Genomic DNA, 14,361 nt, shown 5'->3' on the forward strand with positions numbered 1-14,361 from the left:
CTAATATAACATACTTATACTTAGTGCTATTATACTATTTTATTGAAATTTGGTTACATTAGAAATGTTACTCGATGAAGCTCAGTCAAATGAGAATAAAAACTATCTTTGCAAAAATTTTTGAAAACGATAAAAACTAAAATATATGGCACTGAGCGAACAAGAACAAATAAGACGTAATTCGTTGAATGAGTTGAGGAAGCTTGGAATAAATCCTTACCCTGCAGAAGAATTTCCAGTGAATGCAACCGCAGCTGAAATAAAAGAAAAATTCCCTAATGATAATAGCTTATTTCAAGATATAAGTTTGGCCGGTAGAATTATGGGCCGCAGAATCATGGGAGCAGCTTCTTTTATTGAGTTAAAAGATTCCACCTCTAGAATTCAAGTCTATTTAAAACGTGATGAAATTTGTAAAGAAGATGACAAATCTCTTTATAATGACGTGTTTAAGAAGTATTCTGATATTGGTGACTTTGTTGGAGTTAAAGGTCGTGTTTTCATCACTAAAATGGGTGAAATTAGTATTCATGCCAGTGAATTTACCTTTTTATCTAAAGCTTTAAGACCACTTCCTATTGTTAAGGAAAAAGATGGAAAAACTTATGATGCTTTTACCGACCCTGAATTAAGATACCGCCAGCGTTATGTAGATTTAATTGTAAACGACCAGGTAAGTGATGTCTTTATCAAAAGAAGTCAGATTATCCAGAGCATGCGTAATTTCATTACCTCTCATGGATATTTAGAAGTAGAGACCCCAATTTTACAAGTTATTCCAGGTGGCGCATCGGCTCGTCCTTTTATCACTCACCACAACTCTCTCGACATTCCAATGTATTTGAGAGTTGCCAATGAACTCTACTTAAAGAGACTCATCGTTGGTGGTTTCGAAGGTGTTTTTGAGTTTGCCAAAGACTTCAGAAACGAGGGAATGGACAGAACACATAATCCTGAGTTTACACAAATGGAGATTTATGTTTCTTATAAAGATTATAAGTGGATGATGAATTTCACCGAAAAAATGTTGGAAACCATTGCCAATGATGTGCATGGTAAATCAACAGTAAAATTTGGTGAAAACGATATCAACTTTAAGGCTCCTTATGCTCGTGTACCTATTTTAGAAGCCATTAAAACCCATACAGGCCATGATTTAAATGGTAAAACTGAGGATGAAATTCGCGAAGCTGCTCGTGAAATGGGAATCGCTGTAGATGATTATATGGGCAAAGGAAAACTCATAGACGAAATATTCGGAGAGAAATGTGAGCATACTTATATTCAGCCTACTTTTATAACTGATTACCCTGTTGAGATGTCTCCTCTTTGTAAAAGACATAGAGATGATGAGAGTTTAACTGAGCGTTTCGAGTTGATGGTAAACGGTAAAGAATTGGCCAATGCTTATTCTGAATTGAACGACCCCATTGACCAGTTAGAAAGATTCGAAGACCAAAACAAACTAGCCGAAAGAGGTGATGATGAAGCCATGTTTATTGATATGGATTTTGTTCGTTCTTTGGAATATGGTATGCCTCCTACATCGGGAATGGGAATTGGAATCGACCGTTTGGTGATGTTTATGACCGATAATTCTTCTATTCAAGAAGTATTATTCTTCCCTCAGATGAAACCAGAGAAGAAAAAAGTAGAATTGACTGAAGAAGAAAAAATCGTTTTTGATTTATTGAAAGCTAAATCTCCAGTAGAACTAGCTGACTTAAAAGGGAAAACTGGTTTAAGTAATAAAAAGTGGGATACCGCTATCAAAGGACTCACCAAAAACAAACTAGCTAAAGTCACTAAAACTGATGACGGCTTGAACATTGAGTTTTTAGGATAATTGCTTTCTAAGAAATATAAAAAAGGATGGCAACACTTATAGTGATGTCATCCTTTTTTTCTATTTCCTTTTCTTCCTTTCTAAAATTCTTTCAATATATTTGTGGAAGCGATTGATAACATACTTAATCCTTAGGTATTAATCCAATTTAAGTAAATATGAAAAAACAGATACTAGAGAAAATAAAAACCTTAGTGTTGATCTTGACTATTTTGCTATTTCAGTTCTCATGTTCAGAAAAAAGTACAAAAAATTTAAGTTCCAATTTCGATAGCATCACTAATGAAATATATCATTTTGGAGACTCTCTGAAAATAAATACAAATTCTCCATATACGATTGACTCCATAGTCACCAAAATAGGAAACAAAAGAATTTCTGGTCCACTAAATATACTACTTGATTCAACTGATCTTAAATATGGAAAAAACAGAATCATTCAAAAAGTCTATTTTACAAAAGACTATCGCAATAGAAATATTACCTATAGAAGTGTTATAACTATTCATCCTTCCACTATGGAAGAAGATATTGAATATGAAATTATAAACGAATACCCTCATGACCCATCACATTTCACCCAAGGCCTAATATGTAACAAAGAAGGCAATATAATTGAAAGTACAGGTGAATTTGGAGCTTCCAAATTGCTTGAGTATAATTTAGGAAGTGAAGCCAATATTAAGGAGGTAAAATTATCAGATAACTATTTTGGTGAAGGTGTTGCTAGTTTAAATGGAAGGATATATCAGTTAACATGGCTCAATCGAAAAGGGTTTATTTATGAGAAAAGTTCATTTGAGAAAACTAGAGAGTTTTTATACCCAGAGCAGATCAAACAAGGTTGGGGCTTAACAACAAATGGGACGCAACTAATCCTATCCGATGGTAGTCATATAATCTATTTCATTGAAGAAGAAAGTTTATCAAAAGTATCCAGAAAAACAGAAGTCTTAGGCTATAAAAAAGTATATAACTTCTTAAATGAATTGGAGTATGTTGACAATTATATCTATGCCAATATCTTGGAATCTGATAAAATAATTAAGATTAATCCTAAAAATGGTGCAGTATTGGGTATCATTAACTTAAAGGATATTTGTGAACCTTATAAAAGCCACGGTGTATTAAATGGCATCGCTTATCATCACAAAAATGAGACTTTCATTATCACAGGTAAAAATTGGCCTAAGATGTTCGAAATTAAACTGAAGTGATGAAGAAATAAAAAAGGGATGTCATCACATGAAGTGATAACATCCTTTTTTTATTCTTCAGTTAAACCAGCTACTTCACAATAGTTCCCAAATGCTCACCATTTACAATTTTCAATAAATTGCCTTTGGTATTCATATCGAAAACATAGATAGGAAGACTATTCTCTTTACAGAGGGTAAAAGCGGTTAAATCCATAATTTTTAATCCTTTTTCATAGGCTTCATCAAATGAAATCTCACTATATTTTGTAGCTGTTGGATCTTTCTCTGGATCTGCTGTATAAATTCCATCTACACGGGTTCCTTTCATAATCACATCTGCTTCTATCTCTACAGCTCTTAATGCACTTGCAGTATCTGTGGTGAAAAATGGATTTCCAGTTCCTCCAGCAATCACTACTACATAACCCTCTTTTAAATAATCTATGGCAATTTTTCGGCTCATGGCCTCCGCCATAGGTCTTAAAGTCAAAGTAGAAAGCAGCTTTACTTTTAATCCTGTTTTTTCTAAAGCACCCTGTAATGCCATGGAATTGATAACAGTAGCCAACATGCCCATATAGTCACCCTGAACCCTGTCCATTCCTTCTCCAGCACCTTGTAATCCACGGTAAATATTACCTCCTCCAATTACTATTCCTACTTCTTTTCCTGCATCTACCACTTCTTTAATCTCTGAAGCATATTCGCCTAAGCGAAGAGGGTCAATACCGTATTGTTGCTCGCCCATCAATGCTTCACCACTTAATTTCAAAAGTATTCTATTGAATTTCATATAGTTGTATTTTGTATTTCCGATGAATAAAATTAATCATTTTTTTTATTCCCTCCTAGAATAATTAGTGCTCAAAACGAGCGTTATTCTAAAATGCTAAATGATTATAAAAAGTCATTGAATTCAAACTTATGTTTAAATTTGCAATCAGATGAAAAACGCATTATATATCACCTTTCTAGTTTTATTCCTTATGGGAATAAATATTGAAACTTATAGCCAAAATTTAAAGCTATTTGACCCAGCCACTAATGGTCAGAAAAAACCAAAAAAGACCAAACAAAAACTAGCGACTGAATTTTATGTTGCAGGGGAATATGAAAAAGCAAGCCAATTATTTGAGGAGCTCTACGAAGAAAACCCCAGCGACTATTTTTATAGATACCTCCTCTATTGTTATGTGCAATTAGAAGATTTTCGTAAGGCAGAAAAATTAGTAAAACAAACACAGAAGAATACTGAGAAAGCCTATAAAGAGTTTTCTGATATGGGCTATATTGAGCAAAAAAAGGGCGATGTAGAAAAAGCCAATAAGCTATTTGCTAAAGCCATTAAAGAATTACCTGCTAACAAAGGAGCCATTCTACAACTGGCTAATGATTTCAGAAGCAGAGGGCAATCCGATTTGGCCGAAGAAACCTATTTTACGGGGCAAAAATTGCTAAGAGAAGAATATGGCTTCGAAAGTGAACTAGGATATCTCTACTATTATTTGGAACAATACGATAAAATGACCGATTCTTATCTCGATCTTCTAGAGATAAAACCTGAGCAAATGAAGATTGTTCAATATCGAATTCAAAATGCTTTTAGAAGAGATAAAGAAGACCAAATCTATCCCTACTTAAAACAAGAATTGCTTTCCAGAATAAAAAAACAAGAGGATGCCAATCAATTTAGTGAGCTCCTATTATGGTTAAGTATTCAGCGAAGAGACTTCAATATTGCAGTGATACAAGCCAAAGCTTTAGATAGACGAGAAGGTGGAGAGTATTTTAGAGTATTCGATTTAGCCCAAGTAATGATGAATAATGGTGCCTATGCACAAAGCATTTCAGCATTAGAATATATCATCTCAAGGCCAGGTGCAAAAGATCAAGTCTATTATCCCGAAGCCATTCAGTCTCTTTTATCAGCTAAATATGGCGATTTGAGATCGAAAAACAATCCAAGTCAAGAGGAAATCAATGAGCTGAGCCAAGAATTCTTAATCACATTGGATGAGATGGGCCGATTTAGATTTACCATACCCATGGTGATGAATTATGCAGAACTCCTCACCTACTTTCAAGATAACTCGGATAAAGCCATAGAAGAACTCAATATACTCGTTGAACATCCCGGCCTTTCTAAGGCCGAAAAGGCTCCAGCAAAATTATTATTAGGAGACATTTACCTTCTTAGTGATAATCCATGGGAAGCTACCCTCCTCTTTTCACAGGTAGAAAAAGATTTTAAAAATGATGAAATTGGTTTCGAAGCCAGACTAAAAAACGCCAAGCTTTCTTTTTATATTGGGGAGTTTGATTGGTCTAAGGCACAATTAGATATTTTAAAAGCAGCCACCGGAAAAAGAATTGCCAACGACGCCATGAACCTTTCCCTTTTCATTGCTGAAAATCTAGATGCCGACAGCAGTACAAGGGCTTTAGAATATTACGGAAAAGCAGATCTCCTTTATTTAAGAAAGCAAGACAGCTTGGCCCTACAGACATTAGATAGCATTTTCATGCTTAGTTTATACCATGATATTTTTGATAATGTTTGGATGCGTCAATCGGAAATATTACTCGCTTCTAATCAATACCAAGAAGCCAAAGTTTTATTAGAAAAAATTGTTGACCAATACCCTGATGGGCTATTAGCAGACGATGCCATTTGGATACTGGCAGAAATGGAATTAAACCAATTCAATAATGAAGAAAAGGCCAGTGAGTGGTATAAAAAAATACTCACCGATTATTCAGCAAGTATATATACGAATGAGGCCAGAAAGATATTCCGTAGCTTGAGAAATGATTTCCCTGTAAACGAAGATGCGGATTCTCTGTAAAACCAAAAAAAGATGACATCAATTAAGTAATGTCATCTTTTTTTTCTTAGTCAAGCTTTATTCTCATCTACCTTCTACAATCTGCTCTTTGGCCTTTTGAAGACTTTTGGCCTTGAGGCTTGCCTTTTTCAGCTCTTTTTCCATCTACTTGATTGGCATCGAATTTCGATTTTTGATCATCGTCTAAAATAGCTCTTACTTTTAGTTTACCTTCAATTCGAAGCTTTTGCATCTCTGTCCTAAGCTGACTGATTTCATCTACTTTGGCATAAATAGCTTTTTCATTTGGGCTATCAGCAATCATCAACTGGTCCAATTCGGCTTGTTTTACTTTTACATCGGCCTTAATTGGAGTTGTTTGTTCCATGATTCCGGTGAAAATAGCCTTTGCTTGTGTTTCTTGCTCAGCTGTTAAATCTAAACAAGCCAGACGATCTCCATTTCTGTTATTTCTTCCATCTCTATTTCCATTTCCGTTTCCATTTCCATCTCTATTTCCGTTCTGAGCGAATACTTGGAAACTTCCAGCAAAGATTAAAAGGACTAATACGGGGGCAATTAATTTTCTTGTTTTCATAATATCAATTTTTAATGTTGTTTTTATTTGCTTCTTTGATAATGATGAAAGAGAAAAGTTTAATATAAAACGAAAGAAAAACTGATTTTAACGAATTTTAGGAACTATAAGAAATGAGAAAGGGAGAATTGGGAAGCTGGAAATGTATCAACAATTGACTCATTACATCATACAATCATTGCATCACTAAACCATTCTAATACTCCGCAATAGCCCGAACTGGAGAACCATCAGCATCACCAATAAATAGAGGGAAAGCACTAAAACGAAATACCTGAGACCTGATGGTATCCAAATGACATAGATTTTCAATAATAAGGATATCATTTCCTAAAACTTCGTGATGAACTTCATATTGCGTATTCTCTTCTTGATCTAAAGAAATGGCATCAATACCAATTCCATCTAATCTAAAACCAGATAAATATTCCGCTCCTTTTTTATCTAATGCAGGATAGTTTTTAAAATATTCTGGGCTTCCCCACTTCTCTGAGTAAGCTGTCTTTAGAATGACGAAATCACAATCTCTAATCACCGACTCAAATTCACTCAAATACTCATCTTGCGCTTGTTCATCTATATCTTCCCAAGAAAAGGGAATGAGGCAGGCCTTACCAGAAAATTTAGATATGGGGTATTGGTCTAAGGTTTTCCCTCCTCCAATCATATGTGCAGGCGCATCCATATGTGTTCCCACATGTGTAAGCAAGCCTAAAGTCTTTTCTGCAAAGCCATCTTTTTCCACAGTATATAATTGCTCAATCTTTACTTCAGGAGTTCCTGGAAATACAGGCATTCCATTCTCAATCTTATGACTTAAGTCTATGATATGCATTTTTCTAATTATTTGCCACAAATGTATGACAATTTAAAGATTGCTATTCCATAACAATTCTGTAATTTTATCGGCTATTAAAAAAAACGGAGGAAAAGTGTCGAAGAAAGTTGCAGAAACACCATTAATGAAACAATATAATGCCATAAAAGCGAAATACCCAAAGGCTTTATTACTTTTTCGTGTGGGCGATTTTTACGAAACTTTTAATGAGGATGCAGTAAGAGCTTCCAAAATTCTTGGCATTGTTCTTACCAAAAGAGCCAATGGAAAAGCGGCTTATGTGGACTTAGCTGGCTTCCCACATCATTCTTTAGATACTTATTTACCAAAACTGGTGAAAGCTGGTGAAAGAGTCGCCATTTGCGACCAACTTGAAGACCCAAAAACCACCAAAACCATCGTAAAAAGAGGCGTTACAGAACTCGTTACTCCTGGCGTTTCTTATAATGACCAGGTTCTAGAAAACAAGAAAAATAATTTCTTGGCTTCCATCGATTTCCATAAGAAGACTAGTGGTATCTCCTTTCTCGATGTGAGTACTGGTGAGTTTTTTATCGCTCAAGGAAATAATGAATATATCGATAAATTACTTCAAGGATTTCAACCCAATGAAATCATCGTTCAGAAAAATAAGCTGACCGAGTTTAACGGACTTTTTGGTAGTAAGTATTACTCTACTACCTTTGATGATTGGGTTTTTTCTCAAGATTTTGCCAACGATATTTTGCTCAAACATTTCAAAATAACTTCTTTCAAAGGTTTTGGTATAGAAAATATGGCCCATGGAATCATTGCTGCTGGAGCGGCTATGCATTATCTTTTCGAAACCCATCACCGAGAGGTGGAACACATTAATAAGGTCACTAGAATAGAGGAAGACCACTATGTCTGGCTAGATAGGTTCACCATTAGAAACCTTGAATTGATACATTCTCCTCACGAAAATGCTAAAACCTTACTCGATGTTATTGACAGAACTGTTTCTCCCATGGGCTCCAGAATGCTCAAACGTTGGGTAGTTCTTCCTTTGAAAAATCAGCAACCGATTGAGGAGCGTTTAGAAATAGTTGATTATTTTTATAATAATCAGAAACTCAGAGACCGTTTATTTCATGAAGTCAATCAATTAGGTGATTTAGAAAGATTAGTAGGAAAAGCGGCCACAGGGAAAATAAATCCCAGAGAGGTTTTACAGCTTAGAAATGGTTTAATTATAGTGGAGAAAATCCAAGAACTGATTAAAGAAATTCCGATTCCAGCATTGGAGAAAACTCGAGAACAGCTTAACTTTTGTCCTAACCTAAGAACTAGGATAGAAACAGAAATAAAAGACGATCCTTCTGCACTTATTATCAAAGGGAATGTCATTGCAGATGGCGTTAGTGAGGAGCTCGATGAATATCGCCAGTTGGCTTTTAAAAGCAAAGACATCCTCAAAGGCATTCAAGAAAGAGAATGTGAGCGAACGGGTATCACGAGTTTGAAAATCGGTTTCAATAATGTGTTTGGTTATTATTTAGAGGTCACTCACGCGCATAAAGACAAAGTTCCAGAGGAATGGCATCGAAAGCAAACTTTAACCAATGCGGAGCGCTATATTACCGAAGAATTAAAAGTATTAGAACAAAAAATTCTTTCTGCACAAGAGAAAATCTTAGCCATTGAATTCAAGCTCTATCATAATCTTGTTCTTGCGCTACACGATTATATTCAACCCATACAAAATAATGCTTTTCTTCTGGCCCAACTAGATGTTTTATTAGCCTTTGCTCAAATTGCAGATGAGAATAATTATAGCAAACCTGTTATTGATAATTCTCTTAACATTGATATCAAGGAAGGTCGGCACCCGGTGATTGAGCAACAATTAGAACCCGGTGTTGATTATATTTCTAACGATGTTTATCTAGACCATGAGAGTGAACAAATCATGATCATCACTGGGCCAAATATGAGTGGTAAATCAGCATTCTTGCGACAAACTGCGCTTATAGTCTTAATGGCTCAAATTGGCAGTTTTGTTCCTGCAAAGGCTGCTAATATTGGTTTGGTAGATAAAATATTTACACGTGTTGGCGCTTCCGATAATATTTCATCGGGAGAATCTACATTTATGGTGGAAATGAACGAAACCGCTAGCATCTTGAATAATATCAGTAATAGAAGCCTGATTTTATTAGATGAAATTGGCCGCGGAACCAGCACCTATGATGGAATCAGTATAGCTTGGGCTATTACGGAATTCCTACACGAACATCCGCTATATCATCCAAAGGTTTTATTTGCCACCCATTATCATGAACTGAATGAAATGGCCAATACCATGAAAAGAATCAAGAATTTTCACGTGACTGTAAAAGAAGTTCAGAACACGGTTTTATTCTTGAGGAAGCTGAAAAAAGGAGGTAGTGAGCATAGTTTTGGAATACATGTAGCTAGAATGGCTGGAATGCCAACCTGGGTTTTAGACCGAAGTCATGAAATTTTAGAACAGCTAGAGGAGACCAGAAAACAAGGAGCATTAGAGAGTACGAGCAAGAAATTGGCAAACAAGAAAAAGAAGAAAGACGATTATCAACTCAGTTTCATACAATTGGACGACCCGTTATTATACCAAATTAAAGAAGACATCTTAAAGACGGACATTAATACGTTAACCCCAGTGGAAGCCCTTATGAAGCTAAATGAGATCAAAAAGCTTTTAGGAAATTAATTGCTCATTTTTTCTTGTTTACTAAATAAAATATTATGTATATTTGCAACCGCAAAACGCGAAAGTAGCTCAGCTGGTAGAGCATGACCTTGCCAAGGTCAGGGTCGCGGGTTCGAATCCCGTCTTTCGCTCAAAAGTTCTTTTATATGGCCTTAGATGGAATAAGTTTACCGATTCCATCAGAATATAAAGGTAGATGCCCAGGTGGTGGAACCGAGTTTACGAGCTCCCACCACACAGGTTAAATCTAATGCCCAGGTGGTGGAATTGGTAGACACGTTGGACTTAAAATCCAATGATCATCGCGATCGTGCGGGTTCAAGTCCCGCCCTGGGTACACACTGCGAAAGTAGCTCAGCTGGTAGAGCATGACCTTGCCAAGGTCAGGGTCGCGGGTTCGAATCCCGTCTTTCGCTCTCAGAGCTTTTGTATCAACAAAAGCTTTTATTTTTTAGAGTAAAAACTCTAGAATACGTTCTTTAAATATAATGGAAACAGGTCTACAGGTTTTCATTTTAGATTCTCGATGCTCAAGTGGTGGAATTGGTAGACACGTTGGACTTAAAATCCAATGATCATCGCGATCGTGCGGGTTCAAGTCCCGCCTTGAGTACTAAAAGCTACAAAACGTAAAGTTTTATAGCTTTTTTTGTTTATATTTGAGAGATGTTCTACAGGTCAAGGCAAAATTCTGGGGGAATTGATTTTGTATTCATCAATAATTATCACAGTTTAGACTGTTTGTTCTGCATTTATGTTGATGTTTTGAAAGACAAATCTAATGTGTCTTCATACTTTTTTATGGAAAAAAGTAAGCAAAAATCCATCCCAAACAATTGCTTACCCTCCTCTTCCAGAATATTGATTTAACAAGCAAAGTTGAAAATAATGACCTTTGAATTGTAGATGTTTTCCAGATTTTAAAGCCTTATTTTTACACCTTGCTTCTCTTATGTCATTATTTAAAAGCTAAAGCCCTTTGCTGTTAAATCTAATATTCTGAAATTCACCTCTAAAGCCGCTTTCTGTTTGGGAGAGGCCTTCCCGCAGTCTCCGAAATAAGAAAAATAGTATATATAATAATTTGTTTATCAGACAATATCCAAACTAATGTAAGCACACCTGATGCTATGCAAAGTTTATAAAGACTTCCGCAGGAATGTCTAAGCCGCCTTATATCAAAGTCGTTAAACGGAGCAAATGGCTTGAAGGAATAAAAAACAATACTGTTTGACGCTCGTTAGTGATCATTCGTAGAATGTCACTATAAGGAGGAGTTTATTGTTTTTCCGGAAAGGCATTTGTGGAGTAGTCTTTGATATACAGCGGAGGTTTTGTAACACTTTTTCAAAAAGTGTTGAAGAGAAATATATTATCATGCTTTTACAGATTAAATGAACCATTTGAGTAATATATTTATTATTAATAGTTTCCTAAATTAACAAGAGAAAAAAATGACTAGATTGTCCATCCCCCATAAAAACACGTTGATCCTGTTCTACACATATATCCTATACTCTCAGTCCTTAGATTTATTTTATAAAGGATCAACAAACAACATAGAAGACAGAGTTCTCAGACATAATAAAGGACTAGAAAGCTTCACATCAAAAGGAATTCCTTGGAACTTATTATGGTACACCAAAAAGTCATCAAAAAGCGAAGCCTATAGGCTAGAAATGAAGTTAAAAAACCTTAGTAGAGAAAGATTAATAAGGTTTATTATAAAATATAAAGATGATATTATTGATACAAAGATGATTAGCATCCTAAATATTAGGGTTTCGAATAAGCCATAATAGGTTAATCATATGAAAAAGACATATATGATTAGTTCAAGCCTTGATGAATTGCATGGCAATTATCAAGATGATGACAATGCTCGCATTCGTCAGCATCCCACCTTGAGTACTTAAAAGCTTCAGATATTTATTTATCTGGAGCTTTTTTTGTTTATCAAAATTCCTTCACGAAATGGCCAAAGAGGGTTCAGGCAATATCACAAAAGAAACACCAAAAGAACAGCTCCTTTAATCAATACAATAATAGCACATAGTATAACATTTAGAAAGATATTTGAGATTAACCTTCTAAATATCAAGACAATCAGCACCAAGCAAATCAATCGCAATACCACTAATTTTCTGGTAGATATACAATTCTCACAAACAAACAAACAAACAAACAAACAAACAAACAAACAGAATTTTTTATATATTTGAAAAGCATTAAAACCCCAAAGCATACCAACATGAAAAAACTAATTATCCTATCGATTATCCTCCTATTTAGCTTCCAAAACCAAGCCCAAAACTGGATTGAACCTACCTTTGTTACAAAAACAAGTGGTGGGTATTTAGATCCAGAGTTTTGTATAGACCATGAGGGTGTAATACATTGTGTTTGGCAGGAAGTCTATAATACAGACTACAGTCAAATATTTTACTGTAATTCACACGATAATGGCTTAACTTGGTCCGATGCCATTAATATTTCTCAAAATAATGAATATAGGGTTTCCAACCCACACATAGTATGTGATTCTGAAAAAAATCTACACTTGTCTTATGATTATAATAGCATGAGCGTTACTGCCATTCAGGTTTATTATCATATGTTTAATGGTGAAGAATGGAGTGAGCCAATAGCCTTAACACCTTACACAACTAAATCAAGAAGCAATAAAATATTTATTGATTATAACGATAGAGTATATTGCTTTTGGTATAAAGCAGTTAATAACGGCACTTGTTCTTATATGTATAAAGATAGTGATAGTGATAGCTGGAGTGATGTTATTACCCCTTATAATAATAATGAATATCATTTCTTTAATGATGCTGTAGTAGATTCAGAAAACAATTTACATTGGATTGGAAATCATCATTATCAAAATGAAGGAAACTATGACATTAAACCGATCTATTTTTATTATGATTATGAAAATAATGAATGGAGTGATTTTGAGAAATTTGGAGAGCACTATGCTTGGATAGGTTTTGATATAGATTTAGATAATAATGAAAGTCCCCATTTGGTTTGGCAAGAATATATTCCTCAGGGAGGAGAACCTCCTCTTTCCACAACATATTATAATGCACAGAATGAAGATGGCTTATGGGATATACCCACCTATCTTGGGGAAGGTAGAAACAACCAAAGAATTATAATTGATTATCAGAATCGCCCAAACGTATTTCACCGAGAAAAAATAGAAATAGAAGACAGGTGGATTATCGTTCATTATTATAAAAATAACATGAATTGGGAATCGAGCATTTTTCCAATGGAAAACTCTATCAATCAATTTGAAATTCTTAAACAAGATATGACCATTAATATGGTTTTCACAGCAATAACTGCTTTTGATAATAATATGAAAAATGTGATGTTTACTCGAACTGATATGATAAATAGAATAAGTCCACAAGAAAAACCAAATAGTTTTGAAATTTCACCAAATCCTTCTAATCAAATCTTTAATATTAATTTCTTTCTAGAAAATGAAGAATTGGTAAATATTAAAATTTATAATATGCAAGGGGAGTTAATTAAAACGCTTTATGATGGCAAAATGTTATCAGGAAATCATCAGATAAATTGGGATCCTTTAGATGAAGGTAATCAGTTTAATTCTGGAGTTTATATCGTGCGATTACAAGCTGCTCAATCCATATCTACTCAAAAGATTGAGTTTATTAGATAATAATGAATTATTAACCGAACATTTCGCCAGATAACTAGGAGTATCTATAGCAGCAAACTTTCCACAGATTATATGCTACAGTACTCCCCAATCTGGCTGATGTTGCAAATCTAAACAATATGTTTAAACTTAAAACAATTATGATTTTATTAATGGTTCTCTGCATGAGCCATATTGGTATTGGCCAAGAAAAATATGCAGTAATAATTGCCAAAACTCAAGTTCAATCAAATAATCACTCTCAAGCTTGGATAGAAACCTTCTTAAAGTGGGAAGAGCTACAAAGCAAAGGCTATGCACCTCAGAATATTTATGTGTTTTTTGATAATGGATACGACTACCAAAGTCCAAGCTTAGCACATAGATACAAACCCAATGTAGGTATTGTTCTTACTTATGATGCAGCTACCTTGGATAATATTAACAAAGTTTTTAATGAGTTTAAAGAAGGAAGTCAGAGCGTAAATAAACTTAGCAAGTTTGATAGCCTATTTGTTTGGACTTATGAGAAATTTTCCGATCACAAGACTAATATTCAATTATACGAAGGCCAATTAAGCAAAGAAGACTTAAGCCATTTGATTCAGCCTTTGAATGCAAATATTATACTAGATATAAATATTAAAGACCAATAAA

General features: G+C 34.7%; 10 protein-coding genes and 4 tRNA genes. 11 read left to right on the forward strand and 3 right to left on the reverse strand.

Annotated elements, in window-relative coordinates; all coding sequences use genetic code 11:
• Positions 1-145: 145 nt before the first annotated feature.
• Both lysS and HNS40_RS02915 read left to right on the forward strand, forming a co-directional pair.
• Complete coding sequence (gene lysS, locus HNS40_RS02910) at positions 146-1,846, forward strand: lysine--tRNA ligase (RefSeq protein WP_172277406.1); 1,701 nt, start codon at positions 146-148, stop codon at positions 1,844-1,846.
• Positions 1,847-2,004: 158 nt separating this feature from the next.
• Positions 2,005-3,063 carry a glutaminyl-peptide cyclotransferase gene (locus tag HNS40_RS02915; RefSeq protein ID WP_172277409.1) on the forward strand — a complete coding sequence of 353 codons (1,059 nt, stop codon included), beginning with the start codon at positions 2,005-2,007 and terminating at the stop codon, positions 3,061-3,063.
• 70 nt (positions 3,064-3,133) lie between these two features.
• Here the strand turns inward: HNS40_RS02915 and pyrH are convergent, their stop codons facing one another.
• Entirely contained in the window at positions 3,134-3,838 is a 705-nt protein-coding gene (gene pyrH / locus HNS40_RS02920; RefSeq protein ID WP_172277413.1) for a UMP kinase, read from the reverse strand.
• A 151-nt stretch (positions 3,839-3,989) separates the two neighbouring features.
• Between pyrH and HNS40_RS02925 the strand changes: the two genes are divergently transcribed.
• Positions 3,990-5,891, forward strand: a complete 1,902-nt coding sequence (locus HNS40_RS02925; RefSeq protein ID WP_172277416.1) for a tetratricopeptide repeat protein — start codon at positions 3,990-3,992, stop codon at positions 5,889-5,891.
• Positions 5,892-5,958: 67 nt separating this feature from the next.
• On the opposite strand, the gene HNS40_RS02930 is transcribed toward HNS40_RS02925, so the two are convergent.
• Both HNS40_RS02930 and HNS40_RS02935 read right to left on the reverse strand, forming a co-directional pair.
• Complete coding sequence (locus HNS40_RS02930; protein WP_172277419.1) at positions 5,959-6,468, reverse strand: Spy/CpxP family protein refolding chaperone; 510 nt, start codon at positions 6,466-6,468, stop codon at positions 5,959-5,961.
• A gap of 196 nt (positions 6,469-6,664) precedes the next feature.
• Complete coding sequence (locus HNS40_RS02935) at positions 6,665-7,303, reverse strand: cyclase family protein (RefSeq protein WP_172277422.1); 639 nt, start codon at positions 7,301-7,303, stop codon at positions 6,665-6,667.
• A gap of 97 nt (positions 7,304-7,400) precedes the next feature.
• On the opposite strand from HNS40_RS02935, the gene mutS reads away from it, so the two are divergent.
• From mutS to HNS40_RS02975, 8 genes are all read left to right on the forward strand, one after another.
• A complete protein-coding gene (gene mutS, locus HNS40_RS02940) occupies positions 7,401-10,019 on the forward strand; it encodes a DNA mismatch repair protein MutS (protein WP_371742916.1) in 2,619 nt (872 codons plus the stop codon).
• Positions 10,020-10,077: 58 nt separating this feature from the next.
• Positions 10,078-10,150 (forward strand) — tRNA-Gly (locus tag HNS40_RS02945).
• A gap of 121 nt (positions 10,151-10,271) precedes the next feature.
• Positions 10,272-10,356: transfer RNA gene (locus HNS40_RS02950), tRNA-Leu, on the forward strand.
• Between the two features lie 6 nt (positions 10,357-10,362).
• Positions 10,363-10,435, forward strand: a tRNA-Gly gene (locus tag HNS40_RS02955).
• Between the two features lie 112 nt (positions 10,436-10,547).
• Positions 10,548-10,632 (forward strand) — tRNA-Leu (locus tag HNS40_RS02960).
• 841 nt (positions 10,633-11,473) lie between these two features.
• On the forward strand, positions 11,474-11,818 hold the full coding sequence (locus tag HNS40_RS23645; protein ID WP_216663795.1) for a GIY-YIG nuclease family protein: 345 nt from the start codon (positions 11,474-11,476) through the stop codon (positions 11,816-11,818).
• 452 nt (positions 11,819-12,270) lie between these two features.
• Positions 12,271-13,725, forward strand: coding sequence for a T9SS type A sorting domain-containing protein (locus tag HNS40_RS02970; RefSeq protein ID WP_172277425.1), 1,455 nt, complete (start codon positions 12,271-12,273; stop codon positions 13,723-13,725).
• A 119-nt stretch (positions 13,726-13,844) separates the two neighbouring features.
• Entirely contained in the window at positions 13,845-14,360 is a 516-nt protein-coding gene (locus tag HNS40_RS02975) for a hypothetical protein (RefSeq protein ID WP_172277428.1), read from the forward strand.
• The last annotated feature ends 1 nt before the right edge of the window (position 14,361 follow it).

The organism is Lentimicrobium sp. S6 (assembly GCF_013166635.1).
Classification (GTDB): domain Bacteria; phylum Bacteroidota; class Bacteroidia; order Bacteroidales; family UBA12170; genus UBA12170.